Source organism: Bacillus sp. LH1 (assembly GCF_057924895.1).
Map to the genome: position 1 here is coordinate 106,491 of NZ_CM175007.1, position 26,117 is coordinate 132,607.

Genomic DNA, 26,117 nt, shown 5'->3' on the forward strand with positions numbered 1-26,117 from the left:
ATGATCGATGCAAAGCAATTAAACAGCTTGGCGTTAGCGTATATGGGTGATGCGGTATATGAACAATATATCCGCTATCACCTCCTTCAAAAAGGAAAAGTTCGCCCTAATCAATTACACCGCTTAGGGACGAGCTTTGTTTCAGCAAAAGCACAGGCGAAAGTTGTTTATCATTTATTAGAGACGGCATTTTTGACAGAGGAAGAAGAGGCGGTATTAAGAAGAGGGCGTAATGCAAATTCAGGTACAGTTCCGAAAAATACGGATGTACAAACATATCGACATAGTACAGCCTTTGAAGCGCTAATTGGTTATCATCATTTATTAAATAATCGTGAAAGATTAGACGAAATTGTATATAAGGCAATTGCAGTTTTAGAAGAAAAGGAAGGGGGCACATCATCATGACTAGTGAATATATTATCGGACGTAACCCTGTAATTGAAGCGTTAAGATCAGGGAGAGATATTAATAAAATTTGGATCGCAGAAGGTGCTGCCAAAGGACAAGTACAAATTGTACTAGCGTTAGCGAAAGAAAATAAGATTATTTTACAACATGCACCAAAGAAAAAGTTAGATCAATTAGTTGAGGGTAATCATCAAGGTGTAATTGCTCAAGTAGCTGCATATCAGTATGCAGAGTTAGAAGATTTATTCAAAGTGGCAGAAAAACGTAATGAAGATCCATTCTTCTTGATTTTAGATGAGATTGAAGATCCGCATAACCTAGGTTCTATTATGCGTACTGCTGATGCAACAGGAGCTCATGGAATTATTATTCCGAAGAGAAGAGCTGTGGGACTTACAGCATCAGTTGCGAAAGCATCAACAGGAGCGATTGAATACATTCCTGTTGCGCGCGTAACAAACTTATCTCGTACAATTGATGAATTAAAAGAGCGTGGACTTTGGATTGCTGGTACAGATGCTAAAGGGAAAACGGATTACCGTAATTTAGATGGTACAATGCCGATTGGGTTAGTAATTGGTAGTGAAGGAAAAGGTATGAGTCGTATTATTGGTGAAAAGTGTGATTTCTTAATCACTTTACCGATGGTTGGTAAAGTTACATCCTTAAATGCTTCAGTAGCCGCAAGTTTGTTAATGTATGAGGTATATCGTAAACGTCACGAAATTGGTAAATAAAAAATGAACGATATTTTAATCGTTGACGGTTACAACATTATCGGAGCTTGGGGAGATTTGAAGAAACTGCGGGATGTAGATTTACAATCATCAAGAGATGCGCTTATTGATAAGATGGCGGATTATCAAGGTTATACAGGTACAAAAGTGATGATAGTCTTTGATGCCTATACAGTCCATGGTATTGAAAAAAAGATGAAACAATCTCGTGTAGAAGTAATATTCACACGAAAGAATCAAACTGCAGACGAAAAGATAGAGCAACTTGCGATAGAGCTTAGAAATATAAATACACAAATATATGTTGCGACTTCGGATTATACAGAACAATGGGTTATATTTGGGCAAGGTGCCCTTCGAAAATCTGCGCGTGAATTAGAGTTGGAAGTACAAGCGATGGAACAACAAGTAAGAAGGCGCACAAAAGACACGAAAGAACAGCAGCCCGCCATGCGAAAGATATTTAGTAAAGATATTACAGAAAAATTAGAAAAATTAAGAAGAGGAGAGCGTTGAAGCATTGACGCTCTTTATCTTTTTACTGTATAATATTGCTAAATAAATAGCGGTCGGAGGGATCAAGGTGGAAGCAGGCTTCGTAAGTATAGGCGACGTTACATTTCGTGATTTAGAGGATGAGGCAATCGTTGAGTTAGTTCGAAAAGGTAATACTGACGCTCTAGAATATTTAATTCACAAGTATAAGAACTTTGTTCGTGCGAAATCAAGATCTTACTTTTTAGTGGGTGCCGATCGAGAAGACATTGTTCAAGAAGGTATGATAGGGTTGTTTAAAGCAATTCGTGATTATAAAGAGGACAAGCTGTCTTCATTCAAAGCATTTGCTGAACTATGTATCACTCGACAAATTATTACCGCTATTAAAACGGCAACAAGACAAAAACATATTCCTTTAAATTCGTATGTGTCTTTAGATAAGCCGATTTACGATGAGGAATCTGATCGAACGTTATTGGATGTTATTTCTGAAGCGAAGGTGACTGATCCTGAAGAGATGATCATTAGCCAGGAAGAATATACAGACATAGAATCAAAAATATCTGAATTATTAAGCGATTTAGAAAGGAAAGTGCTTTCTTTATATTTAGATGGTCGTTCTTATCAAGAGATTTCAGAACAGTTAAACAGGCATGTGAAATCTATTGATAACGCTTTACAAAGAGTAAAGAGAAAATTGGAACGATATATGGAAATGAGAGAAAGTACAACTTTAAATTCATAAGAAGTAACAAGTGCTACAGGTGTAAAATAAATCACCTGTTTTCTTTTGTAGAGAGTACAAAATGCATGTCATTGACATTGTCTTTTATTGTATGATACATTTTTAGGGACATAATGTTACAAGGTTGGTGTAACTAATGAGGAAAAAAGTTGTACTCTCATGTGAAGAGTGTAAAAATCGAAACTACTCTACTATGAAAGATACGAGCTCAATAGAGCGACTTGAAATAAAAAAGTTTTGTAAAACATGCAATCAGCATACAGTTCACAAGGAAACAAAATAAATAATTGAAATAATACACTGGAGGTCCCGCAGATGCGTTTAACGAACTTTTTCGGCGATGTAGGTCGCGAAATGAAAAAAGTAAGTTGGCCTAAAAAAGATGAATTACTCCGCTCAACAGCGACTGTTGTTGCTACAGTTGTGTTCTTTGCGATTTTCTTCGCAGTAGTTGATATGGGCATTTCTTCTTTAATTCGGTTAATTCTTGGTTAATTCTTGAATAAGAAGCACTTATCCATGATATAATGTTATTTATAAGAACTGTGTAAAAGCCCGGTGAACGGGTTTTTTCATTTGCGCAAAAAAATGTACGTCAGGGAGGGAAGGACGCTCGTCCTAAATGAATGGAAAAAAGTTGGTATGTTGTCCATACTTATTCTGGATATGAAAATAAAGTAAAAGCAAACCTAGAGAAACGTGTAGAATCAATGGGTATGCAAGATAAAATTTTCCGTGTTGTTGTCCCGGAAGAAGTAGAAGTAGAAATGAAAAACGGAAAAGAAAAATTAATGAAAAGAAAAGTGTTCCCAGGTTATGTATTAGTAGAATTAATCATGACTGATGACTCTTGGTATGTTGTACGTAACACGCCGGGTGTAACTGGGTTCGTTGGTTCTTCTGGTTCTGGATCTAAACCATCACCTCTATTAGAAGAGGAAGTTGTTACCATTATGAAACATATGGGAATGGACAACGAAGTGGTTGATTTCGACTTTGAACTTCATGAGACAGTACGTGTAAATGAGGGGCCATTCGCAGATTATACAGGTGCTATTGAAGAAATTGATGTGGAGAAGAAAAAGGTTAGCGTGCTTGTGGACATGTTTGGTCGCGAGACTCCAGTTGAACTTGACTTCCATCAAATTGAAAAATTATAAAATGAAACTTGAAATGAATTGTAAAAAGTGATAATATCTTTTAAGTCAGTACGTCTTCGTTATCGGAGACGTTTTTTGAAAGATTTTATCCTTACAGATAAAATATGACGTGGGAGGGCAAATCACTGTCCAATTGACCACATCACGGACTTAAGGAGGTGTGTCTCGTGGCTAAAAAGGTAATTAAAATGGTAAAGCTTCAAATTCCTGCAGGTAAAGCTAACCCAGCTCCACCAGTTGGTCCAGCATTAGGACAAGCAGGTGTTAACATCATGGGCTTCTGTAAAGAGTTTAACGCTCGTACAGCAGATCAAGCTGGTCTTATCATCCCTGTTGAAATTACGGTATTTGAGGACCGTTCATTCACTTTCATTACTAAAACTCCTCCTGCTGCTGTTCTTCTTAAGAAAGTAGCTGGTATTGAGTCTGGTTCTGGTGAACCAAACCGTAATAAAGTGGCAACTGTTAAGCGTGATAAAGTACGCGAAATCGCTGAAACTAAAATGCCTGACCTAAACGCTGCTAGCGTAGAAGCTGCAATGCGTATGGTTGAAGGTACTGCACGCAGTATGGGCATCGTTATCGAAGACTAATTCGATTTGTTTTAAAAAAGGTTGCGGGTCTGGAATTCCAATTCGCAACCTTTATTATCGTAAATGATTATCGTTTTTAAATAAATGGATGGCGCTCATCCTCAGGTTATACCTGAAAACAGGCGTAAACGTGGGAGGTTATTCCGCTAAAACCACATTCGAGGAGGAAATAAAAATGGCTAAAAGAGGTAAAAAGTACGTAGAAGCTGCAAAGCTTGTTGATCGTGCAGCTGCTTACTCTGCAACAGAAGCAGTAGAATTAGTAAAGAAAACAAACACAGCTAAATTTGATGCAACTGTAGAAGCTGCATTCCGTTTAGGTGTTGACCCTAAGAAAGCTGACCAACAAATCCGTGGCGCAGTTGTTCTTCCACACGGTACTGGTAAAGTACAACGTGTATTAGTATTTGCTAAAGGTGAAAAAGCTAAAGAAGCTGAAGCTGCTGGAGCTGACTTCGTAGGCGATACTGATTACATCGGTAAAATCCAACAAGGTTGGTTCGATTTCGATGTAGTAGTAGCAACTCCTGACATGATGGGTGAAGTTGGTAAACTTGGTCGCGTATTAGGACCTAAAGGTTTAATGCCAAACCCTAAAACTGGAACAGTTACTTTCGATGTAACTAAAGCTGTTAACGAAATCAAAGCTGGTAAAGTTGAATACCGCGTTGATAAAGCTGGTAACATCCACGTTCCAATCGGTAAAGTATCTTTCGAAGATGCTAAATTAGTAGAAAACTTCAAAACAATTGCTGACACTTTACAAAAAGTTAAGCCAGCTGCTGCAAAAGGTACTTACATGAAGAACGTAACAGTTGCTTCTACAATGGGACCTGGCGTACGTGTAGACGTTTCTACATTAGCGTAAATTTTGGAAGTTGACTTCATAAAGAAGTTTTAATATAATCATTTATGTTGTGAATTTAATTAGTGTACCGTAGACAGTAGGTGTCAATAGACTTAATTTCCTACCTAGGTGTTAATATACGAAGCGGAATCTTTTTTCTGTGACTATATGCCTCCATGTCTACAAGTTGGGCATGGAGGTTTTTAGTGCACTTTCGGTACATCTTCTATATAATCTACAGGAGGTGTAATAACATGAGCAAAGTAATCGAAACTAAACAACAAGTTGTAACTGAAATCGCGGACAAACTTCGCGCTAGTAAATCTACAATCGTTGTTGACTACCGTGGTTTAACAGTTTCTGAAGCAACAGAATTACGTAAGCAATTACGTGAAGCTGGCGTTGAGTTCAAAGTTTACAAAAACTCTCTAACTCGTCGTGCTGCAGAATCTGCTGAAATGGCTGAGTTAAATGAATTCTTAACAGGACCAAACGCAATCGCGTTCAGTAACGAGGATGTAGTTGCTCCTGCGAAAGTATTAAACGACTTCGCTAAAGATCATGAAGCTTTAGAAATTAAAGCGGGCGTAATCGAAGGTAAACTTGTAACACTTGATGAGGTTAAAGCAATCGCTACTCTTCCATCACGTGAAGGCTTACTTTCTATGCTTCTTAGCGTTCTTCAAGCTCCAATCCGTAACCTTGCACTTGCTACTAAAGCAGTTGCAGACCAAAAGGAAGAGCAAGGCGCTTAATTTTTTAAAAGATAATTACGTATTATCGATAAAACAATACAAACCTATTTAAGGGAGGATATTTACAATGACTAAAGAACAAATCATTGAAGCAGTTAAATCTATGACTGTATTAGAACTTAACGACTTAGTAAAAGCTATCGAGGAAGAATTCGGCGTAACTGCTGCTGCTCCTGTAGCTGTTGCTGGTGGCGCTGGAGAAGCTGCTGCTGAGAAAACTGAATTTGATGTGGAACTAACTAGCGCTGGTGCACAAAAAATCAAAGTTATCAAAGTTGTTCGTGAAATCACTGGTCTTGGCTTAAAAGAAGCTAAAGAATTAGTTGACAACACTCCAAAAGTAATCAAAGAAGCTGCTGCTAAAGAAGAAGCTGAAGAAATCAAAGCTAAACTTGAAGAAGTTGGCGCTGCTGTAGAAGTTAAGTAATTAACTTTTGATGCTTTAAAAAAAGCTCGCTCTCATGCGAGCTTTTTTTTTAACTGTAAAGAAAAGAGGTGGCCATATGGCAGACCATTATTTTTCTAACGACCCTTCTAGTAAAAGTGATCGTAAGCGATGGGAGTTTGACCTTCGTGGATCTCGATTTACTTTCTTATCTGACCATGGGGTGTTCTCGAAAAACGAAGTGGACTTTGGTTCCCGTCTTTTAATTGAAGCGTTTCAAATGCCAGATATTAAAGGTAATATATTAGACGTAGGTTGCGGATACGGTCCTATTGGTTTGTCGTTAGCGAAAGAGTTTCAAGGTCGTGAAGTTCACATGGTGGATGTGAATGAGAGGGCACTTGGGCTTGCGAAAGAAAACGCCGCTAATAACAAAATCGAGAATATACGTATTTTTCAAAGTAGCGTCTATGAAAATGTAGATGGTAAGTATGCTGCTATTCTATCTAACCCTCCAATTCGTGCGGGTAAAGATATCGTACATGAGATTTTAGAAAAAGCTGTGGAGTATTTAGTTCCAGGTGGAGAACTTTGGATTGTTATTCAAAAGAAACAAGGTGCACCGTCTGCGCTAAAAAAACTAGAAGAAGTATTTTCTGAGGTTGAGGTTGTAGAAAAGAAAAAAGGATATTATATCATAAAATCAAAAAAACGTTGACGGTTATTTTTGGCTATGTTAACATTATACAATGCCAATATATGATTTTCTGCGTTGAGAAAGATGTATATTTTTGTTTCTCTTGGAAAAGATAGTAAAATCAGCAGATTATGAAACAGAATGATGGTTTTCTTATAGAAGCCATTTTTCTTTTTTGAGCAGGTAGAAAGACTCAACGTATTTATCTTTAAGAGAAAGAGACTACGCTAATAGCAGTAGTTGTATTTATTTGTGATTTTGCACAAATTTTTTTGTGCATTTATAATACTCATGATTTGAGGGGTGAAGCAGTTGACAGGTCAACTAGTTCAATACGGACGCCACCGCCAACGAAGAAGTTATGCCCGTATTAGTGAAGTATTAGAGTTACCAAATCTTATCGAAATTCAAACCTCTTCTTATCAGTGGTTTCTTGATGAGGGTTTGCGAGAAATGTTCCAAGACATTTCTCCGATTGAAGACTTTACGGGAAATCTATCGCTTGAATTTATCGACTACAGCTTAGGTGAACCTAAATACTCTGTAGACGAATGCAAAGAGCGTGATGTGACGTATGCAGCACCACTTCGTGTAAAAGTGCGTCTAATCAACAAGGAAACTGGTGAAGTAAAAGAACAAGATGTGTTCATGGGAGATTTCCCACTCATGACAGAGACTGGAACATTCGTAATTAACGGTGCAGAACGTGTTATCGTTTCCCAGTTAGTTCGCTCTCCAAGCGTATACTATAGTGGCAAAGTGGATAAAAACGGAAAACGTGGTTTTACTGCTACTGTAATTCCAAACCGCGGAGCTTGGTTAGAGTATGAGACAGATGCTAAGGATGTTGTATATGTGCGTATTGACCGTACGCGTAAACTTCCTGTAACTGTTTTGTTACGCGCATTAGGGTTTGGCTCTGATCAAGAAATCACCGAGCTTTTAGGTGATAACGAATACTTAAGCAACACATTAGAAAAAGACAACACAGATAGCACAGAAAAAGCATTGCTTGAAATTTATGAGCGTCTACGTCCTGGTGAACCACCAACAGTAGAAAATGCTAAGAGCTTACTTGTGTCTCGTTTCTTTGATCCAAAGCGCTACGATTTAGCAAATGTAGGTCGCTATAAGATCAACAAGAAGTTACACATTAAAAACAGATTGTTTAATCAACGTTTAGCTGAAACATTAGTGGATCCAGAAACTGGTGAAATTTTAGCGGCAGAAGGAACAATCTTAGATCGTCGTACACTTGATCGCATTTTACCTTACTTAGAGAAAAACATTGGATTCAAAACAGCGAAACCAATGGGTGGAGTGGTAGAAGGCGATGTTGAGCTGCAATCTATTAAGATTTATGCTCCTGAGTCGGAAGGCGAACGCGTAATTAATGTAATTGGTAATGCAAACATTACTCGTGATGTGAAACACATCACACCAGGTGATATCCTTGCTTCTATCAGTTACTTCTTCAACCTACTATACAAAGTAGGGGATACAGATGATATTGACCATTTAGGAAACCGTCGTCTGCGTTCTGTTGGAGAACTGTTACAAAATCAATTCCGTATCGGTCTTTCTCGTATGGAACGTGTTGTTCGTGAGAGAATGTCGATCCAAGATACAAATGCAATTACACCACAGGCACTAATTAATATTCGTCCTGTTATTGCATCTATTAAAGAGTTCTTCGGAAGTTCTCAGTTATCTCAGTTTATGGACCAAACAAACCCATTAGCAGAGTTAACTCACAAACGAAGACTATCTGCATTAGGACCTGGTGGTTTAACGCGTGAGCGCGCAGGCTTTGAAGTGCGTGACGTTCATTACTCTCACTACGGTCGTATGTGTCCGATTGAAACACCAGAGGGACCAAACATCGGTTTGATTAACTCATTATCTTCGTTCGCGAAAGTAAATGAGTTTGGTTTCATTGAAACACCATACCGTCGTGTTGACCCAGAAACTGGTCTTGTAACAGGGCATGTTGATTACTTAACAGCAGATGAAGAAGATAACTATGTTGTAGCCCAAGCGAATATGAAATTATCTGACGAAGGTGAATTCCTAAGTGAAGATATCGTAGCTCGTTTCCGTGGTGAAAACATTGTCACAAATAGAGAACGCATCGACTACATGGATGTATCTCCAAAACAAGTAGTGTCGGCAGCGACAGCTTGTATTCCGTTCTTAGAAAACGATGACTCTAACCGCGCACTTATGGGAGCGAACATGCAACGTCAGGCGGTTCCGTTAATGAATCCGGAATCTCCGATTGTAGGTACAGGTATGGAGTACGTATCAGCAAAAGACTCAGGTGCTGCAGTAATCTGTAAACATCCTGGTGTTGTTGAGCGCGTAGAAGCACGTGAAGTTTGGGTACGTCGCTATGTAGAAGTTGACGGTCAAATAGTAAAAGGCGACTTAGATCGCTACAAAATGCAAAAATTCATTCGTTCTAACCAAGGAACTTGTTACAACCAACGTCCAATCGTAAGTGTTGGAAATGAAGTTGTAAAAGGTGAAATCCTTGCGGATGGTCCTTCTATGGAATTAGGTGAACTAGCACTTGGACGTAACGTGCTTGTTGGCTTCATGACTTGGGACGGTTATAACTACGAGGATGCGATCATCATGAGTGAGCGCCTTGTAAAAGATGATGTGTACACTTCTATTCATATTGAAGAATATGAATCAGAAGCTCGTGATACGAAGCTTGGACCAGAAGAAATTACACGTGACATTCCAAACGTTGGGGAAGACGCATTACGTAACCTTGACGAGCGCGGTATCATTCGCGTTGGTGCTGAAGTAAAAGATGGAGATTTACTTGTTGGTAAAGTAACACCTAAAGGTGTAACAGAATTAACAGCTGAAGAACGTCTATTACATGCTATCTTTGGAGAAAAAGCGCGTGAAGTACGTGATACATCACTACGTGTACCACACGGTGGTGGCGGTATTATCTTAGACGTAAAAGTATTCAACCGTGAAGATGGCGATGAATTGCCACCAGGCGTGAATCAACTTGTACGTGCATATATCGTTCAAAAACGTAAAATTTCTGAAGGTGACAAGATGGCCGGACGTCACGGTAACAAAGGTGTTATTTCTCGTATTTTACCAGAAGAAGATATGCCTTACCTACCAGACGGTACGCCAATCGATATCATGTTAAACCCATTAGGGGTACCATCTCGTATGAATATCGGTCAGGTATTAGAGCTTCATCTTGGTATGGCAGCAAGATACCTTGGCATTCACATTGCAACACCAGTATTCGATGGTGCTCGTGAGGAAGATGTTTGGGGCACAATTGAAGAAGCTGGTATGGCAAATGACGCGAAAACAATCCTGTATGACGGACGTACTGGTGAACCATTCGATAACCGCGTATCTGTTGGTGTCATGTATATGATCAAACTTGCGCACATGGTTGACGATAAACTTCATGCTCGTTCTACTGGACCATACTCACTTGTAACGCAGCAACCTCTTGGAGGTAAAGCTCAGTTCGGTGGACAGCGTTTCGGTGAGATGGAGGTTTGGGCACTTGAAGCTTACGGTGCTGCTTATACTCTTCAAGAAATCTTAACAGTGAAGTCTGATGATGTTGTTGGACGTGTTAAGACTTATGAAGCAATTGTTAAAGGCGAAAATGTTCCAGAACCAGGCGTTCCTGAATCATTCAAAGTATTGATTAAAGAGCTGCAAAGTTTAGGTATGGACGTTAAAATGATGTCTAGCGACGATACAGAAATTGAAATGCGTGATACAGAAGATGACGATGATCATCAATCAGCAGATAAATTGAATGTCGAAGTTGAGACAACTAAGGAATAATTGGGATAACCTGTAGACTAAAAGGGAGGTAGGCCCCTTGATAGATGTAAATAACTTTGAATATATGAAGATTGGACTTGCTTCACCTGACAAGATTCGTTCTTGGTCATACGGTGAAGTTAAGAAACCAGAAACTATTAACTATCGTACGTTAAAGCCTGAAAAAGATGGCTTATTCTGTGAGCGTATTTTCGGACCACAAAAGGACTGGGAATGTCATTGCGGAAAATACAAACGTGTACGTTATAAAGGTGTAGTTTGTGATCGATGTGGCGTTGAAGTAACGCGTGCAAAAGTACGTCGTGAACGTATGGGTCATATCGAATTAGCTGCTCCTGTATCTCATATTTGGTATTTCAAAGGTATCCCGAGCCGCATGGGACTTGTCTTAGACATGTCCCCTCGCGCGCTTGAAGAAGTAATTTATTTCGCTTCTTATGTTGTAACAGAAAGTGGAGATACACCACTTGATAAGAAGCAATTACTTTCTGAAAAAGAATACCGTGCATATCGTGATCGATATGGTAGCACATTCCAAGCTGCTATGGGTGCAGAAGCAATTAAAAAGCTACTACAAGACATCGATTTAGATAAAGAAGTAGACTTCTTAAAAGAAGAATTAAAAACAGCACAAGGACAACGCCGTACTCGTGCTATTAAACGTCTAGAAGTATTAGAAGCATTCCGTAACTCTGGAAATGAACCGTCTTGGATGATCTTAGATGTTCTACCAGTAATCCCACCAGAACTACGCCCAATGGTACAGTTAGACGGTGGACGTTTTGCTACTTCTGACTTAAACGACTTATACCGTCGTGTAATTAACCGTAACAACCGTTTAAAACGTCTATTGGACTTAGGTGCACCAAGCATCATTGTTCAAAACGAAAAACGTATGTTACAAGAAGCTGTAGACGCATTAATCGATAATGGTCGTCGTGGCCGTCCAGTTACTGGGCCAGGTAACCGTCCATTAAAATCACTATCTCACATGCTTAAAGGTAAACAAGGACGTTTCCGTCAAAACTTATTAGGTAAACGTGTTGACTACTCTGGTCGTTCTGTAATCGTTGTAGGACCGAACTTAAAGATGTATCAATGTGGATTGCCAAAAGAAATGGCGCTTGAACTGTTCAAACCTTTCGTAATGAAAGAGTTAGTTGAAAAAGGATTAGCACATAACATTAAGAGTGCGAAACGTAAAATCGAGCGTGTACAACCTGAAGTTTGGGACGTTTTAGAGTCTGTGATTAAAGAACATCCAGTACTTCTAAACCGCGCACCAACACTTCACCGTCTTGGTATCCAGGCGTTTGAACCTACATTAGTAGAAGGTCGCGCAATCCGTCTTCACCCACTTGTATGTACTGCATACAACGCGGACTTTGACGGTGACCAAATGGCCGTTCACGTACCTTTATCATCAGAAGCTCAAGCTGAAGCTCGTCTTCTTATGTTAGCGGCACAAAACATCTTGAACCCGAAAGACGGTAAACCAGTTGTTACTCCATCTCAGGATATGGTATTAGGTAACTATTACTTAACACTTGAGCGTGAAGGTGCAATCGGTGAAGGTATGGTCTTCAAAGATGCAAACGAAGCATTGCTTGCATATCAAAATGGATATGTTCATCTTCATACACGTGTTGCAGTAGCTGCAAGTGCAGTAAACAACGCAACATTTACTGAAGAGCAAAAGAGTATGCTTCTATTAACAACAGTTGGTAAATTAATATTTAACGAAATCTTACCAGAGTCGTTCCCTTATATTAATGAACCAACAAATTCAAACCTTGAAAAAGAAACACCAGCGAAATATTTCGTTGAAAAAGGTGCGAACATTAAAGAAATTATTGCTAGTCGCGAAGAAGTGGCGCCATTTAGTAAGAAGATCCTTGGTAACATCATTGCGGAAGTGTTCAAACGTTTCCAAATTACAGAAACGTCTCGCATGCTTGACCGTATGAAAAACTTAGGATTCAAGTACTCTACAAAAGCTGGTATTACAGTTGGGGTATCTGACATTCTTGTATTAGGCGAAAAAGATGAAATTCTCCACGAAGCACAAGCAAAAGTAGATAATGTAATTAAACAATTCCGTCGCGGTTTAATCACGGAAGAAGAACGTTACGATCGCGTTATCTCTATTTGGAGTAATGCAAAAGATGTTATCCAAGGAAAACTGATGAAATCCTTGAATAAACGCAACCCAATCTTCATGATGAGTGACTCAGGTGCCCGTGGTAACGCATCTAACTTTACTCAGCTTGCTGGTATGCGTGGTCTTATGGCCAATCCATCTGGTCGTATCATCGAACTTCCAATCAAATCGAGTTTCCGTGAAGGTTTAACAGTACTTGAGTACTTCATCTCTACGCATGGTGCGCGTAAAGGTCTTGCCGATACAGCACTTAAAACTGCCGATTCTGGTTACTTAACACGTCGTCTTGTTGACGTTGCACAAGATGTAATCGTTCGTGAAGATGATTGTGGAACAGATCGCGGTTTATTAATTGGTGCGATTAAAGAGGGTAATGAAGTTATCGAGTCATTATATGATCGTCTTGTTGGACGTTTTGCAAGAAAAACTGTAAAACATCCTGAAACAGGTGAAGTATTAGTTGCTGAAAATCAATTAATTACTGAAGATATCGCTCATATCGTTGAAAATTCGGGTGTTGAAACTGTAAACATTCGTTCAGCGTTTACGTGTAACACTCGCCACGGTGTATGTAAGAAGTGTTACGGTCGTAACTTAGCAACTGGAACAGACGTAGAAGTAGGAGAAGCGGTAGGTATTATCGCAGCTCAATCTATCGGTGAGCCAGGTACACAGTTAACGATGCGTACATTCCATACAGGTGGGGTTGCCGGAGATGATATTACTCAAGGTTTACCTCGTATCCAAGAGATCTTCGAAGCTCGTAATCCGAAAGGTCAGGCAGTTATCAGTGAAATCGACGGTGTTATCGCAGCGATCAACGACGTTAAAGATCGCCAAGAAGTAGTTGTACAGGGTGAAGTTGAAGCTCGTACGTATGCTATTCCTTACGGTGCTCGTCTGAAAGTAACTCCAGGACAGCCAATTAGCCACGGTAAAGAGTTAACAGAAGGTTCTATTGATCCGAAAGAATTACTAAAAGTAACGGACATTACGGCGGTTCAAGAATACTTATTACGTGAAGTTCAAAAAGTATACCGTATGCAAGGGGTAGAAATTGGTGACAAACACGTAGAGGTAATGGTACGTCAAATGTTACGTAAAGTTCGTGTAAGTGATGCAGGTGAAACAGATGTATTACCAGGAACATTACTAGATATCCATCAGTTTACTGATGCGAATGCTAAGGTCTTACTGCAAGGTAAGCAACCAGCAACAGCTAGACCTGTTCTACTTGGTATTACAAAAGCTTCACTTGAAACAGATTCATTCTTATCTGCAGCATCGTTCCAAGAAACAACTCGTGTCTTAACTGATGCAGCAATTAAGGGTAAACGCGATGAACTTCTAGGATTAAAAGAAAATGTTATTATCGGTAAACTTGTTCCTGCTGGAACAGGTATGAATCGTTATCGCAAAGTGGATCTTGTAAAAACAACACAAGATGACATGAACGTAGAAAACGATGAGGTTTATGTGGAACAGTAAAATTTTCCGTCATAAATTTTGTATAAAAACAATTAATCTTAGTTGACATTGTATGAGTCAAAATGTTACTATAATCAAGGTTGCTCCTGAACGATGCTTTGGAGGATATTTATATGTCTTATCAAAAAGTATCAACTGCTGAAAATGTAGTCGTTGGTCATAAACGCACATTGGAAGCAATCAAAAATGGTACAGTTAAAGAAGTTGTCATCGCAGAGGATGCTGACATGCGGTTAACCCATGCTATCATTCGTATTGCAATGCAATATAACGTGCCCATAACAAAAGTTGAATCAGTTCGTAAGCTTGGTAAAGCTTCGGGGATTCAAGTGGGAGCTTCAGCAATAGGAATAATAAGTTAAAACTGTTTTTGTGAGGAGAGAGCATTTGCTCTTCCTTGCAAAAACTTTGTTTTCAACTAATAATGAACCACCTGGATATGTGGTCATACAAACATGCGAAGGGAGGATAATCAAATGCCTACTATTAACCAATTAGTGAGAAATGGTCGTACTGATAAAGTATGGAAATCTAAATCACCTGCGTTAAACAAAGGTTTTAACTCTTTAAAGAAAAAATCAACTGATATCTCTGCACCTCAAAAACGTGGTGTATGTACTCGTGTTGGTACAATGACTCCAAAGAAACCTAACTCAGCGTTACGTAAATACGCTCGTGTACGTTTAACAAACGGTATCGAGGTTACAGCTTACATCCCAGGTATCGGTCATAACCTACAAGAGCATAGCGTAGTATTAATTCGCGGTGGTCGTGTAAAGGATTTACCGGGGGTACGTTACCACATCGTTCGTGGTGCGCTTGACACAGCTGGTGTTGACAAACGTATGCAAGGACGTTCTAAATATGGTACTAAGAGACCAAAACCTGCTAAAAAATAATAACTTTAAAATGAAAGGAGGAACTCAATATGCCTCGTAAAGGACCTGTTGCGAAACGTGACGTGTTACCAGATCCAATGTACAATTCGAAGCTAGTAACACGCCTTATCAACAAAATGATGGTTGACGGTAAAAAAGGTAAATCTCAAACAATTCTTTATAATGCGTTCGATATCGTAAACGAACGTACTGGTAAAGAGCCAATGGAAGTATTCGAGCAAGCTCTTAAGAACATCATGCCTGTTCTTGAAGTACGCGCTCGTCGTGTTGGTGGTGCTAACTACCAAGTTCCAGTTGAGGTTCGTCCAGAACGCCGTACAACTTTAGGTCTTCGTTGGTTAGTAAACTACGCTCGTCTTCGTGGTGAAAAAACTATGGAAGAGCGTCTTGCTAACGAAATCTTAGATGCAGCTAACAACGCTGGTGCATCTGTTAAGAAACGTGAAGACACTCATAAAATGGCAGAAGCTAACAAAGCATTTGCTCATTACCGTTGGTAGGATTCAACGTAAAATAAATGTAAGCATAAACCGCTTTATTTGTCGCTTATGGAAGTGTGGAGAGGGAGAATGCCTCTCCCTTTCATCGGGCGCTCGTTTTACATAATGAGAGTACTGGACATACTGACATGTGTAACAATATAAAGTGGCTTTTTTGCTACTTAAAATAAAAAAATCCAATCCATATATGGAAGGAGCAAGACACCAAATGGCAAGAGAGTTCTCTTTAGAAAACACTCGTAATATTGGTATCATGGCTCACATCGATGCTGGTAAAACAACAGCAACTGAGCGTATTCTGTACTACACAGGACGTATTCATAAAATCGGTGAAACTCACGAAGGTGCATCTCAGATGGACTGGATGGAGCAAGAGCAAGAGCGTGGTATCACAATTACTTCTGCTGCAACTACAGCACAATGGAAAGGTCATCGTGTAAACATCATTGATACTCCAGGACACGTAGATTTCACAGTAGAAGTAGAACGTTCTTTACGCGTACTTGATGGCGCTGTAGCAGTACTTGATGCGCAATCTGGTGTAGAACCACAAACAGAAACTGTTTGGCGTCAGGCTACTACTTACGGCGTACCTCGTATCGTATTCGTTAACAAAATGGATAAGATCGGTGCAGATTTCTTATACTCTGTAGGAACAATCCACGATCGTTTACAAGCAAACGCACATCCAATTCAGTTACCAATCGGTGCTGAAGATGAGTTCAATGGTATCATTGACCTTGTTGAAGAGTGTGCTTACATGTACGGTAACGATTTAGGAACAGACATTCAACGTGTTGAAATTCCTGAAGAGCACAAAGAATTAGCTGAAGAATACCGTGGAAAACTTATTGAAGCGGTAGCTGAGCTTGATGAAGAAATGATGATGAAGTACCTAGAAGGTGAAGAAATCACTGTAGAAGAGCTTAAAGCTGGTATCCGTAAGGCTACAACTTCTGTAGAATTCTTCCCAGTAATCTGTGGTTCTGCATTCAAAAACAAAGGTGTTCAAATTCTGTTAGACGCAGTTATCGACTACCTTCCATCTCCACTAGATGTACCTGCTATTAAAGGTACTCTACCGGATACAGATGAAGAAGTAGAACGTAAGTCTAGCGATGAAGAACCATTCGCAGCTTTAGCATTCAAAATCATGACTGACCCTTATGTTGGTAAGTTAACGTTCTTCCGTGTGTACTCTGGTGTGTTAAACTCTGGATCATACGTGAAAAACTCAACTAAAGGTAAGCGTGAGCGTGTAGGTCGTATCCTACAAATGCACGCTAACAGCCGTGAAGAGATTTCAACAGTTTACGCTGGTGATATCGCTGCTGCTGTAGGTTTAAAAGATACTACTACTGGTGATACTCTTTGTGACGAGAAGAGCCTTGTTATCCTTGAGTCTATGGAATTCCCAGAGCCAGTTATCTCTGTAGCTATCGAACCAAAATCTAAAGCTGACCAAGATAAAATGGGTACAGCATTATCTAAGCTTTCTGAAGAAGATCCAACATTCCGTGCTCACACTGACCAAGAAACTGGCCAAACTATCATCGCTGGTATGGGTGAACTTCACCTTGATATCATCGTTGACCGTATGCGCCGTGAATTCAAAGTGGAAGCAAACGTTGGTGCTCCTCAGGTAGCATACCGTGAGACTTTCCGCGCTGCTGCGAAAGTTGAAGGTAAGTTCGCTCGTCAATCTGGTGGTCGTGGACAATTCGGTCACGTTTGGATTGAGTTTGAACCTAACGAAGAAGGTAAAGGATTCGAATTCGAAAACAAGATCGTCGGTGGTGTAGTTCCTCGTGAATACATCCCAGCTGTTGGAGCAGGTCTTGAAGATGCACTTAAAAATGGTGTACTAGCTGGTTATCCACTAGTTGACATTAAAGCTGCATTAGTTGACGGATCTTACCATGATGTCGATTCATCTGAGATGGCGTTCAAAATCGCTGCATCTATGGCACTTAAAGCTGCGGTTTCTAAATGTAGCCCAGTAATTCTTGAGCCAATGATGAAAGTTGAAGTTGTAATTCCTGAAGAGTACATGGGTGACATTATGGGTGACGTAACATCTCGTCGTGGACGTGTAGAAGGTATGGAAGCTCGCGGTAACGCACAAGTTGTTCGCGCTATGGTTCCACTTTCTGAAATGTTCGGTTATGCAACGTCATTACGTTCTAACACTCAAGGACGCGGAACATTCTCTATGGTGTTTGACCACTATGAAGAAGTACCAAAGTCTGTTTCTGAAGAAATTATCAAAAAAAATAAAGGTGAATAATTGATTTTTATCGATTGTTCAAGTATAACTACTTATGTAAGCTTAGAAAGTGGGACGTAAGTTTCACTTTCTAGTCTAAATATAAAATAACCTATATAAACTAAGGAGGAATTTAGAATGGCTAAAGCTAAATTCGAACGTTCTAAACCCCATGTTAACATCGGTACAATCGGCCACGTTGACCATGGTAAAACTACATTAACTGCTGCGATCACTACAGTTCTTGCAAAAGCTGGTGGTGCTGAAGCACGCGGATACGATCAAATCGATGCTGCTCCAGAAGAAAGAGAGCGCGGTATCACAATCTCAACTGCACACGTTGAGTACGAAACTGAAACTCGTCACTATGCACACGTTGACTGCCCAGGTCACGCTGACTATGTTAAAAACATGATCACTGGTGCTGCTCAAATGGACGGCGGTATCTTAGTAGTATCTGCTGCTGATGGCCCAATGCCTCAAACACGTGAGCACATCCTTCTTTCTCGTCAAGTAGGTGTTCCTTACATCGTTGTATTCTTAAACAAATGCGACATGGTAGATGACGAAGAATTATTAGAATTAGTAGAAATGGAAGTTCGCGACCTATTATCTGAATACGGATTCCCAGGCGACGACATTCCTGTAATCAAAGGTTCTGCTCTTAAAGCTCTTCAAGGAGAAGCTGATTGGGAAGCAAAAATCATTGAATTAATGGCTGAAGTTGATGCTTACATCCCAACTCCAGAACGTGAAACTGACAAACCATTCTTAATGCCTGTAGAGGACGTATTCTCTATCACAGGTCGTGGTACAGTTGCTACTGGTCGTGTTGAGCGCGGTATCGTTAAAGTTGGTGACGTAGTAGAAATCATCGGTCTTGCTGAAGAAAATGCTTCTACAACTGTAACTGGTGTAGAGATGTTCCGTAAACTTCTTGACCAAGCTCAAGCTGGAGACAACATCGGTGCTTTACTTCGTGGGGTTGCTCGTGAAGACATCCAACGTGGACAAGTACTTGCAAAAAGCGGTTCTGTAAAAGCTCACGCTAAATTCAAAGCTGAAGTTTTCGTATTATCTAAAGAAGAAGGTGGACGTCACACTCCATTCTTCGCTAACTACCGTCCTCAGTTCTACTTCCGTACAACTGACGTAACTGGTATCATCCAATTACCAGAAGGTACTGAAATGGTAATGCCTGGTGACAACATCGAAATGACTATCGAACTTATCGCTCCAATCGCTATCGAAGAGGGAACTAAATTCTCTATTCGTGAAGGTGGACGTACAGTAGGTTACGGTGTAGTTGCTACTATCGTTGAGTAATCTTAACTGATATAAAAAAACCTAAGGGATTTTCCCTTAGGTTTTTTATTTGCGTTTATATAAGGAAGAAGAGGGTGTTTTTTGTTTTGACGAGTTTCTTCTATAGTATTATAAAAACGACAAAAGATAATCCAGAAACTGTAAAATGAATTCTGTTAGATGAAAACTTGAAATTCTTTAAAGTGCCATGTATAATAGCAAAAGTAGAGAAAAGCAGATGCAAACAAAAAGATGCTTGCATCTAGACGAATAACATTGTATAATAGACAATGTTGGTCTTTGACTGCGATGAAGTGGAAGGTTGCTGACACACCCGGCCGCTTTGCCATGGCATGGTGTGGGGAAATTTCCATGGAGAAGGTCTATTTTAGAAATAGGCGAACGAAGGAGGGAAAATAATGGCAAAAGAAAAAATTCGTATCCGTTTAAAAGCTTACGATCACCGTATTCTTGATCAGTCAGCTGAGAAAATTGTAGAAACAGCTAAGCGTTCTGGGGCAACAGTTTCTGGTCCGATCCCATTACCAACTGAAAAAACTGTTTACACAATTCTTCGTGCTGTTCATAAGTACAAAGATTCTCGTGAGCAATTCGAAATGCGCACGCACAAACGTCTAATCGACATCGTGAGTCCTACTCCACAAACAGTAGATTCATTAATGCGTTTAGACTTACCATCTGGTGTAGATATCGAAATCAAACTATAATTTATATAACTTAAAAATGTAGGAGGTGTAACTCATGACCAAAGGAATCTTAGGAAGAAAGATCGGTATGACTCAAGTATTTGCTGAGAACGGTGAGTTAATCCCAGTAACAGTTATCGCTGCTAATCCAAACGTTGTTCTTCAAAAGAAAACAACTGAAACTGATGGCTACAATGCAATCCAGTTAGGATTTGAAGATAAACGTGAAAAGTTAACTAACAAACCTGAACAAGGCCACACTGCTAAAGCATCTACAACTCCTAAGCGCTTCATTCGCGAAATCCGCGATGCAGACGTGGACGGATTAGAGGTTGGTCAAGAGGTAAAAGTTGACGTATTCGCTACAGGTGAAATCGTTGATGTAACAGGAATTTCTAAAGGTAAAGGTTTCCAAGGTGTTATCAAACGCCACGGACAATCTCGCGGACCTATGTCTCATGGTTCTCGCTATCACCGTCGTCCAGGTTCAATGGGCCCAGTTGCTCCGAACCGTGTATTCAAAGGCAAAAAACTTGCTGGACGTATGGGTGGAGACCAAGTTACTATCCAAAACTTAGAAATCGTTCAAGTTGACACTGAGCGCAACTTATTACTAGTAAAAGGTAACGTTCCAGGTGCTAAGAAATCTCTTGTAGTTGTTCAAGGCGCTGTGAAGGTTAGCAAATAATTCACAATAGGAAGGAGGAATTCCAATGCCAAAAGTTACTGTATATAACCAAACTGGTTCACAGGTTGGTGAAATCGAATTAGCTGAAGCTATTTTCGGTATCGAACCAAATGAAGCTGTACTTTTCGAAGCTGTAATGATGCAACGTGCATCTTTACGTCAAGGTACACACAAAGTAAAAACTCGCTCTGAAGTTCGCGGTGGTGGTCGTAAACCATGGCGTCAAAAAGGAACTGGACGTGCTCGTCAAGGGTCTATCCGCTCTCCTCAATGGCGTGGTGGTGGTACGGTATTCGGACCTACACCAAGAAGCTATGCGTACAAACTTCCTAAGAAAGTTCGTCGTTTAGCAATCAAATCTGCATTAGCTACTAAAGTAGTTGAGAACAACATTGTAGTTCTTGAAGACCTAGTGTTAAATGCACCAAAAACAAAAGACATGCTAGCAGTACTTAAAGGATTAACTGTTGAGAAGAAAGCTCTTATCGTAACTGCTGATGCAAACGAATCTGTAGAGTTATCTGCTCGCAATATCCCTGGAGTAACAGTAATCACTGCTGATGGCGTAAACGTTTTAGACGTGCTTCATCATGATAAGCTAATCATGACAAAAGCGGCAGTGGAAAAAGTAGAGGAGGTGCTTGCATAATGAGAGATCCTCGTGATATCATTAAGCGCCCAGTTATCACTGAACGTTCTATGGAAATGATGGCTGAAAAAAAATACACGTTCGATGTGGACGTTAAATCTAATAAAACAGAAGTTAAAGATGCTCTTGAAGCGATCTTTGGTGTTAAAGTAGAAAAAGTGAACATCATGAACTACAAGCCGAAAGCAAAACGCGTTGGTCGTCACGCTGGTTTTACTAGCCGTCGTCGTAAAGCAATCGTTAAGCTAACTGCTGACAGCAAAGAAATCGAAATCTTCCAAGGCGTTTAATTCTTACTAAAGAAGGAGGGAAATTGAGATGGGAATCAAAAAGTATAATCCAACTACTAACGGTCGTCGTAATATGACTACGAATGATTTCGCTGAAATCACGACTGATAGACCCGAAAAGTCATTACTTGCTCCTTTAAGCAAGAAGGCTGGTCGTAATAACCAAGGTAAAATCACTGTACGTCATCAAGGTGGCGGACATAAGCGTCAATACCGTATCATCGACTTTAAGCGTAACAAAGATGGAATTCCAGGACGCGTTGCTACGATCGAATACGATCCAAACCGCTCTGCGAATATCGCATTAATTAACTACGTTGACGGTGAAAAACGTTACATTCTTGCTCCTAAATCTTTAGAAGTAGGTATGGAAGTTATGTCTGGCCCAGAAGCTGACATTAAAATCGGTAACGCATTACCATTAATCAACATTCCAGTAGGTACTGTTGTTCATAACATCGAGCTTAAGCCTGGTCGTGGCGGACAATTAGTTCGTTCTGCTGGTACATCTGCTCAAGTACTTGGTAAAGAAGGTAAATACGTACTTGTACGTTTAACTTCTGGTGAAGTACGTCTTGTATTATCTGCTTGTCGCGCTTCAATCGGTCAAGTAGGTAACGAACAACACGAACTTATCAAAATCGGTAAAGCAGGTCGCTCTCGCTGGTTAGGTAAACGCCCAACAGTTCGTGGTTCTGTAATGAACCCTGTTGATCACCCACACGGTGGTGGTGAAGGACGTTCTCCAATCGGACGTAAGTCTCCAATGTCTCCATGGGGTAAACCAACTCTTGGATTCAAGACTCGTAAGAAAAACAAAGCGTCTGACAAATTTATCGTTCGTCGTCGTAAAAAATAATGGGATTGTAGTACGGTTCATTTCTAGAACCGTACGCCAATCACGAAGGGAGGCACCAAAATGGCTCGTAGCTTAAAAAAAGGACCATTTGTCGATGATCACTTAATGAGCAAAATGGAAAAATTAGTTGCATCTGAGCAAAAACAAGTTGTTAAAACTTGGTCTCGCCGTTCAACAATCTTCCCTCAGTTCATCGGACACACAATCGCTGTATATGATGGTCGTAAACACGTACCTGTGTACATCACTGAGGATATGGTTGGCCATAAGTTAGGTGAATTCGCACCAACTCGTACGTACAAAGGTCACCTTGCTGACGATAAGAAAACTAGAAGATAATGAGAGGAGGCACTTCAATGCAAGCTAAAGCAGTAGCGAGAACAGTTCGTATTGCTCCTCGTAAAGTTCGTTTAGTAGTAGACTTAATCCGAGGTAAGCAAGTGGGTGAAGCGATTGCTATCCTTAACCACACACCAAAAACTGCTTCTCCAGTTGTAGAAAAAGTTTTAAAATCTGCAATCGCAAATGCAGAGCACAATTATGAGATGGACATTAACAACCTAGTTGTAGAAAAAGTTTTCGTTGACGAAGGTCCAACGTTAAAACGTTTCCGTCCACGTGCAATGGGTCGTGCAAGCCAAATTAACAAACGCACAAGCCACATCACAGTTGTGGTATCAGAAAAGAAGGAGGGATAATCGATGGGTCAAAAGGTTAATCCAATTGGTCTTCGTGTCGGCGTTATCCGTGACTGGGAATCTCGTTGGTTCGCTGAGAAAGATTACGCTACATTATTACATGAAGACATCAAAATCCGTGAGTACATTAATGTACGCTTAAAAGATTCTGCTGTTGCTAAAGTAGAAATCGAACGTGCAGCAAATCGTGTAAATGTTACAATTCACACTGCAAAACCTGGTATGGTAATTGGTAAAGGTGGTACTGAAGTTGAAGCACTTCGTAAAGCTCTTAACCAATTAACAGGCAAGCGTGTACACATCAACATTTTAGAAGTTAAGAGAGCTGATCTTAACGCTAAATTAGTAGGCGAAAACATCGCTCGTCAATTAGAAAACCGTGTATCATTCCGTCGTGCACAAAAGCAAGTTATTCAACGTGCTATGCGTGCAGGTGCTAAAGGTATTAAAACACAGGTTTCTGGTCGTCTTGGCGGAGCTGATATCGCTCGTGCAGAATCTTACAGTGAAGGAACTGTTCCACTTCATACACTTCGCGCTGATATTGACTATGCAGCAGTTGAAGCTGATACAACATACGGTAAATTAGGCGTAAAAGTATGGATCTACCGTGGAGAAGTCCTTCCTACAAAAAAGAAAGCTTCTGAGGAAGGAGGAAAATAATATGTTAATGCCAAAACGCGTAAAATATCGTAGAGAGCATCGTGGTAAAATGCGTGGTCGTGCTAAAGGTGGAACTGAAATTGCTTTCGGTGAATTCGGTTTACAAGCACAAGCTGCTTCATGGATTACAAACCGTCAAATCGAAGCTGCTCGTCGTGCAATGACTCGTTACATGAAACGTGGCGGTAAAGTATGGATTAAAATTTTCCCTTCTAAACCTTACACTGCAAAACCTCTAGAAGTACGTATGGGTTCCGGTAAAGGGGCACCAGAAGGCTGGGTAGCAGTAGTAAAACCTGGGAAAATTATGTTCGAAATCGCGGGTGTATCTGAAGAGGTAGCACGCGAAGCATTACGTCTTGCAGCTCACAAGTTACCTGTGAAATGTAAATTCGTAAAACGTGAAGAAAATGGTGGTGAATCTAATGAAAACTAATGATATTCGTGAATTAACCACTGCCGAAATCGAAACAAAAGTTAAAGCTTTAAAGGAAGAGTTGTTTAATCTTCGCTTCCAACTTGCTACAGGACAATTAGAGAATCCAACTCGCATTCGTGAAGTGCGTAAAGCAATTGCTCGTATGAAAACTGTAGTTCGTGAAAGAGAGATCGGAATTAATCGATAAATTGAGGGGAGGTTTGCATAGTGAGCGAACGTAACCAACGCAAAGTTTATACTGGTCGTGTAGTGTCTGACAAAATGGACAAAACGATTACAGTTTTAGTTGAAACTTACAAAACTCATTCCTTGTACGGAAAACGTGTTAAGTATTCTAAGAAGTACAAAGCCCATGATGAGCAAAACCAAGCGAAACTTGGCGATATCGTTAAAATCATGGAAACTCGCCCGCTTTCTGCTACTAAGCGTTTCCGTTTAGTTGAAATCGTTGAAGAAGCGGTTATTATCTAAATAGACGAATCGGAATTTTTAGTCCGAAGGGAGGTTTCATAACATGATCCAACAAGAATCTCGTTTGAAAGTTGCTGACAACTCTGGTGCACGTGAACTTTTAACAATTAAAGTATTAGGCGGCTCTGGTCGTAAATATGCTAACATTGGTGACATTATCGTTGCTACGGTAAAACAAGCAACACCAGGTGGCGTTGTTAAAAAAGGTGACGTTGTTAAAGCAGTAGTAGTACGTACGAAGAGCGGAGCTCGTCGTCCGGACGGTTCTTACATCAAATTTGATGAAAACGCAGCGGTTATCATTAAAGACGATAAGAGCCCACGTGGTACTCGTATCTTCGGACCAGTAGCTCGTGAATTACGTGATAGCAACTTCATGAAGATCGTTTCTTTAGCTCCAGAAGTTCTATAATTTAAGGTATTGCCTTGCTAAGGAGGTGCAGAATTAAGATGCATGTAAAAAAAGGTGATAAAGTACAGGTAATCACTGGTAAAGACAAAGGAAAACAAGGCGTTATCCTTGTGGCTTTCCCAAAGCAAAACCGTGTTATCGTTGAGGGTGTCAATATCGTTAAGAAGCACTCTAAGCCATCTCAATTAAATCCACAAGGTGGAATTATTACTAAAGAAGCACCTATTCACGTTTCTAACGTTATGATTTTAGATCCGAAAACAGGTGAACCTACTCGCGTAGGCTTCAAAGTAGAAGATGGTAAAAAAGTTCGTATTGCAAAAAAATCTGGTGAATTATTAGATAAATAATTTTCTTAAGAAAGGAGGTCACTTCATTGAATCGCCTTAAAGAGAAGTTCCAAAAGGAAATTACTCCTGCTCTAGTGAGCAAGTTTAACTATAAATCTGTAATGCAGGTACCAAAAATCGAAAAGATCGTAATCAACACTGGTGTTGGTGACGCGGTATCTAACTCAAAAGCGTTAGACAACGCAGTAGAAGAATTAACACAAATCACAGGTCAAAAACCTGTTGTAACTCGTGCTAAAAAATCAATCGCTGGTTTCCGTCTTCGTGAAGGTATGCCAATCGGTGCGAAAGTAACTTTACGCGGCGAGCAAATGTATGAGTTCTTCGACAAATTAGTATCAGTTTCTTTACCACGTGTACGTGATTTCCGTGGTGTTTCTAAGAAATCATTCGATGGTCGTGGAAACTATACATTAGGTGTTAAAGAGCAACTTATTTTCCCTGAGATTGATTATGATAAAGTAAGCAAAGTCCGCGGTATGGACATCGTAATCGTTACTACAGCGAAAACTGATGAAGAAGCTCGTGAACTTTTAACACAATTCGGTATGCCATTCCAAAAATAATGGAAGCCAACGCTAAGTAGAGGAGGCGAAAA

Annotated in this window: 33 protein-coding genes and 1 other annotated feature; all 33 genes read left to right on the forward strand. The window is 40.1% G+C overall.

Features of this window, described 5'->3' with window-relative positions; translation table 11 throughout:
* The 33 genes from ACX9TM_RS00570 to rplE all read left to right on the forward strand — a co-directional run bounded on the left by ACX9TM_RS00570 (window position 1) and on the right by rplE (window position 26,085).
* Entirely contained in the window at window positions 1–408 is a 408-nt protein-coding gene (locus tag ACX9TM_RS00570) for a Mini-ribonuclease 3 (protein WP_000564261.1), read from the forward strand.
* The gene (gene rlmB / locus ACX9TM_RS00575) at window positions 405–1,148 is read left to right on the forward strand and encodes a 23S rRNA (guanosine(2251)-2'-O)-methyltransferase RlmB (protein ID WP_000200237.1); all 744 of its coding nucleotides are present in this window, start codon (window positions 405–407) and stop codon (window positions 1,146–1,148) included. Before ACX9TM_RS00570 ends, rlmB begins: the two co-directional genes overlap by 4 nt.
* A gap of 3 nt (window positions 1,149–1,151) precedes the next feature.
* On the forward strand, window positions 1,152–1,664 hold the full coding sequence (locus ACX9TM_RS00580) for an NYN domain-containing protein (RefSeq protein WP_000997886.1): 513 nt from the start codon (window positions 1,152–1,154) through the stop codon (window positions 1,662–1,664).
* A 67-nt stretch (window positions 1,665–1,731) separates the two neighbouring features.
* On the forward strand, window positions 1,732–2,391 hold the full coding sequence (locus ACX9TM_RS00585) for an RNA polymerase factor sigma-70 (protein WP_000387193.1): 660 nt from the start codon (window positions 1,732–1,734) through the stop codon (window positions 2,389–2,391).
* Between the two features lie 136 nt (window positions 2,392–2,527).
* Window positions 2,528–2,674, forward strand: coding sequence for a 50S ribosomal protein L33 (gene rpmG / locus ACX9TM_RS00590; protein WP_014481927.1), 147 nt, complete (start codon window positions 2,528–2,530; stop codon window positions 2,672–2,674).
* A 32-nt stretch (window positions 2,675–2,706) separates the two neighbouring features.
* On the forward strand, window positions 2,707–2,886 hold the full coding sequence (gene secE, locus ACX9TM_RS00595) for a preprotein translocase subunit SecE (protein WP_001241323.1): 180 nt from the start codon (window positions 2,707–2,709) through the stop codon (window positions 2,884–2,886).
* A 131-nt stretch (window positions 2,887–3,017) separates the two neighbouring features.
* Window positions 3,018–3,551 carry a transcription termination/antitermination protein NusG gene (gene nusG / locus ACX9TM_RS00600; RefSeq protein ID WP_000415794.1) on the forward strand — a complete coding sequence of 178 codons (534 nt, stop codon included), beginning with the start codon at window positions 3,018–3,020 and terminating at the stop codon, window positions 3,549–3,551.
* A gap of 167 nt (window positions 3,552–3,718) precedes the next feature.
* Window positions 3,719–4,144: a 50S ribosomal protein L11 gene (gene rplK / locus ACX9TM_RS00605; protein ID WP_001085872.1), complete on the forward strand. Its 426-nt coding sequence runs from the start codon at window positions 3,719–3,721 to the stop codon at window positions 4,142–4,144.
* 175 nt (window positions 4,145–4,319) lie between these two features.
* A complete protein-coding gene (gene rplA / locus ACX9TM_RS00610; protein WP_001987630.1) occupies window positions 4,320–5,012 on the forward strand; it encodes a 50S ribosomal protein L1 in 693 nt (230 codons plus the stop codon).
* A 49-nt stretch (window positions 5,013–5,061) separates the two neighbouring features.
* Window positions 5,062–5,206: a sequence feature (ribosomal protein L10 leader region), on the forward strand.
* 39 nt (window positions 5,207–5,245) lie between these two features.
* Window positions 5,246–5,746 carry a 50S ribosomal protein L10 gene (gene rplJ, locus ACX9TM_RS00615; RefSeq protein WP_000048716.1) on the forward strand — a complete coding sequence of 167 codons (501 nt, stop codon included), beginning with the start codon at window positions 5,246–5,248 and terminating at the stop codon, window positions 5,744–5,746.
* Between the two features lie 67 nt (window positions 5,747–5,813).
* Window positions 5,814–6,173 carry a 50S ribosomal protein L7/L12 gene (gene rplL / locus ACX9TM_RS00620; protein WP_000159736.1) on the forward strand — a complete coding sequence of 120 codons (360 nt, stop codon included), beginning with the start codon at window positions 5,814–5,816 and terminating at the stop codon, window positions 6,171–6,173.
* Window positions 6,174–6,249: 76 nt separating this feature from the next.
* Window positions 6,250–6,849, forward strand: a complete 600-nt coding sequence (locus ACX9TM_RS00625; RefSeq protein WP_000763268.1) for a class I SAM-dependent methyltransferase — start codon at window positions 6,250–6,252, stop codon at window positions 6,847–6,849.
* 291 nt (window positions 6,850–7,140) lie between these two features.
* A complete protein-coding gene (gene rpoB, locus ACX9TM_RS00630) occupies window positions 7,141–10,674 on the forward strand; it encodes a DNA-directed RNA polymerase subunit beta (protein ID WP_000147552.1) in 3,534 nt (1,177 codons plus the stop codon).
* 37 nt (window positions 10,675–10,711) lie between these two features.
* Window positions 10,712–14,323, forward strand: coding sequence for a DNA-directed RNA polymerase subunit beta' (rpoC, locus tag ACX9TM_RS00635; RefSeq protein ID WP_000567939.1), 3,612 nt, complete (start codon window positions 10,712–10,714; stop codon window positions 14,321–14,323).
* A 113-nt stretch (window positions 14,324–14,436) separates the two neighbouring features.
* Window positions 14,437–14,685: a 50S ribosomal protein L7ae-like protein gene (locus tag ACX9TM_RS00640; protein WP_000121836.1), complete on the forward strand. Its 249-nt coding sequence runs from the start codon at window positions 14,437–14,439 to the stop codon at window positions 14,683–14,685.
* A gap of 114 nt (window positions 14,686–14,799) precedes the next feature.
* Window positions 14,800–15,222: a 30S ribosomal protein S12 gene (gene rpsL / locus ACX9TM_RS00645; protein ID WP_001142341.1), complete on the forward strand. Its 423-nt coding sequence runs from the start codon at window positions 14,800–14,802 to the stop codon at window positions 15,220–15,222.
* A gap of 29 nt (window positions 15,223–15,251) precedes the next feature.
* A complete protein-coding gene (gene rpsG / locus ACX9TM_RS00650) occupies window positions 15,252–15,722 on the forward strand; it encodes a 30S ribosomal protein S7 (RefSeq protein ID WP_001137491.1) in 471 nt (156 codons plus the stop codon).
* 208 nt (window positions 15,723–15,930) lie between these two features.
* The gene (gene fusA, locus ACX9TM_RS00655; RefSeq protein WP_000090370.1) at window positions 15,931–18,009 is read left to right on the forward strand and encodes an elongation factor G; all 2,079 of its coding nucleotides are present in this window, start codon (window positions 15,931–15,933) and stop codon (window positions 18,007–18,009) included.
* Between the two features lie 117 nt (window positions 18,010–18,126).
* Window positions 18,127–19,314 (forward strand): elongation factor Tu, encoded by a 1,188-nt coding sequence (gene tuf, locus ACX9TM_RS00660; protein ID WP_001029614.1) that lies wholly within the window; start codon window positions 18,127–18,129, stop codon window positions 19,312–19,314.
* A 398-nt stretch (window positions 19,315–19,712) separates the two neighbouring features.
* Window positions 19,713–20,021, forward strand: a complete 309-nt coding sequence (gene rpsJ, locus ACX9TM_RS00665; RefSeq protein ID WP_001040596.1) for a 30S ribosomal protein S10 — start codon at window positions 19,713–19,715, stop codon at window positions 20,019–20,021.
* Window positions 20,022–20,055: 34 nt separating this feature from the next.
* The gene (gene rplC, locus ACX9TM_RS00670; protein ID WP_000160207.1) at window positions 20,056–20,688 is read left to right on the forward strand and encodes a 50S ribosomal protein L3; all 633 of its coding nucleotides are present in this window, start codon (window positions 20,056–20,058) and stop codon (window positions 20,686–20,688) included.
* A 25-nt stretch (window positions 20,689–20,713) separates the two neighbouring features.
* Complete coding sequence (gene rplD / locus ACX9TM_RS00675; protein WP_001127258.1) at window positions 20,714–21,337, forward strand: 50S ribosomal protein L4; 624 nt, start codon at window positions 20,714–20,716, stop codon at window positions 21,335–21,337.
* Window positions 21,337–21,627 (forward strand): 50S ribosomal protein L23, encoded by a 291-nt coding sequence (rplW, locus tag ACX9TM_RS00680; protein ID WP_001205558.1) that lies wholly within the window; start codon window positions 21,337–21,339, stop codon window positions 21,625–21,627. The genes rplD and rplW overlap by 1 nt, the downstream gene beginning before the upstream one ends.
* A gap of 28 nt (window positions 21,628–21,655) precedes the next feature.
* Window positions 21,656–22,486: a 50S ribosomal protein L2 gene (gene rplB, locus ACX9TM_RS00685; protein ID WP_000511583.1), complete on the forward strand. Its 831-nt coding sequence runs from the start codon at window positions 21,656–21,658 to the stop codon at window positions 22,484–22,486.
* Window positions 22,487–22,546: 60 nt separating this feature from the next.
* The gene (gene rpsS / locus ACX9TM_RS00690; protein WP_000124454.1) at window positions 22,547–22,825 is read left to right on the forward strand and encodes a 30S ribosomal protein S19; all 279 of its coding nucleotides are present in this window, start codon (window positions 22,547–22,549) and stop codon (window positions 22,823–22,825) included.
* Between the two features lie 17 nt (window positions 22,826–22,842).
* The gene (gene rplV, locus ACX9TM_RS00695) at window positions 22,843–23,184 is read left to right on the forward strand and encodes a 50S ribosomal protein L22 (RefSeq protein ID WP_001148024.1); all 342 of its coding nucleotides are present in this window, start codon (window positions 22,843–22,845) and stop codon (window positions 23,182–23,184) included.
* A gap of 3 nt (window positions 23,185–23,187) precedes the next feature.
* The gene (gene rpsC, locus ACX9TM_RS00700; protein ID WP_000529956.1) at window positions 23,188–23,847 is read left to right on the forward strand and encodes a 30S ribosomal protein S3; all 660 of its coding nucleotides are present in this window, start codon (window positions 23,188–23,190) and stop codon (window positions 23,845–23,847) included.
* A gap of 1 nt (window position 23,848) precedes the next feature.
* Window positions 23,849–24,283, forward strand: a complete 435-nt coding sequence (rplP, locus tag ACX9TM_RS00705; protein WP_000928969.1) for a 50S ribosomal protein L16 — start codon at window positions 23,849–23,851, stop codon at window positions 24,281–24,283.
* Window positions 24,273–24,473, forward strand: coding sequence for a 50S ribosomal protein L29 (rpmC, locus tag ACX9TM_RS00710; RefSeq protein ID WP_000855718.1), 201 nt, complete (start codon window positions 24,273–24,275; stop codon window positions 24,471–24,473). Before rplP ends, rpmC begins: the two co-directional genes overlap by 11 nt.
* A 20-nt stretch (window positions 24,474–24,493) precedes the next feature.
* Complete coding sequence (rpsQ, locus tag ACX9TM_RS00715; RefSeq protein ID WP_000004106.1) at window positions 24,494–24,757, forward strand: 30S ribosomal protein S17; 264 nt, start codon at window positions 24,494–24,496, stop codon at window positions 24,755–24,757.
* 43 nt (window positions 24,758–24,800) lie between these two features.
* Window positions 24,801–25,169, forward strand: coding sequence for a 50S ribosomal protein L14 (rplN, locus tag ACX9TM_RS00720; RefSeq protein WP_000615912.1), 369 nt, complete (start codon window positions 24,801–24,803; stop codon window positions 25,167–25,169).
* Window positions 25,170–25,207: 38 nt separating this feature from the next.
* The gene (rplX, locus tag ACX9TM_RS00725) at window positions 25,208–25,519 is read left to right on the forward strand and encodes a 50S ribosomal protein L24 (RefSeq protein WP_000558200.1); all 312 of its coding nucleotides are present in this window, start codon (window positions 25,208–25,210) and stop codon (window positions 25,517–25,519) included.
* Between the two features lie 26 nt (window positions 25,520–25,545).
* Window positions 25,546–26,085, forward strand: coding sequence for a 50S ribosomal protein L5 (gene rplE, locus ACX9TM_RS00730; RefSeq protein ID WP_001080831.1), 540 nt, complete (start codon window positions 25,546–25,548; stop codon window positions 26,083–26,085).
* Window positions 26,086–26,117: the final 32 nt, after the last annotated feature.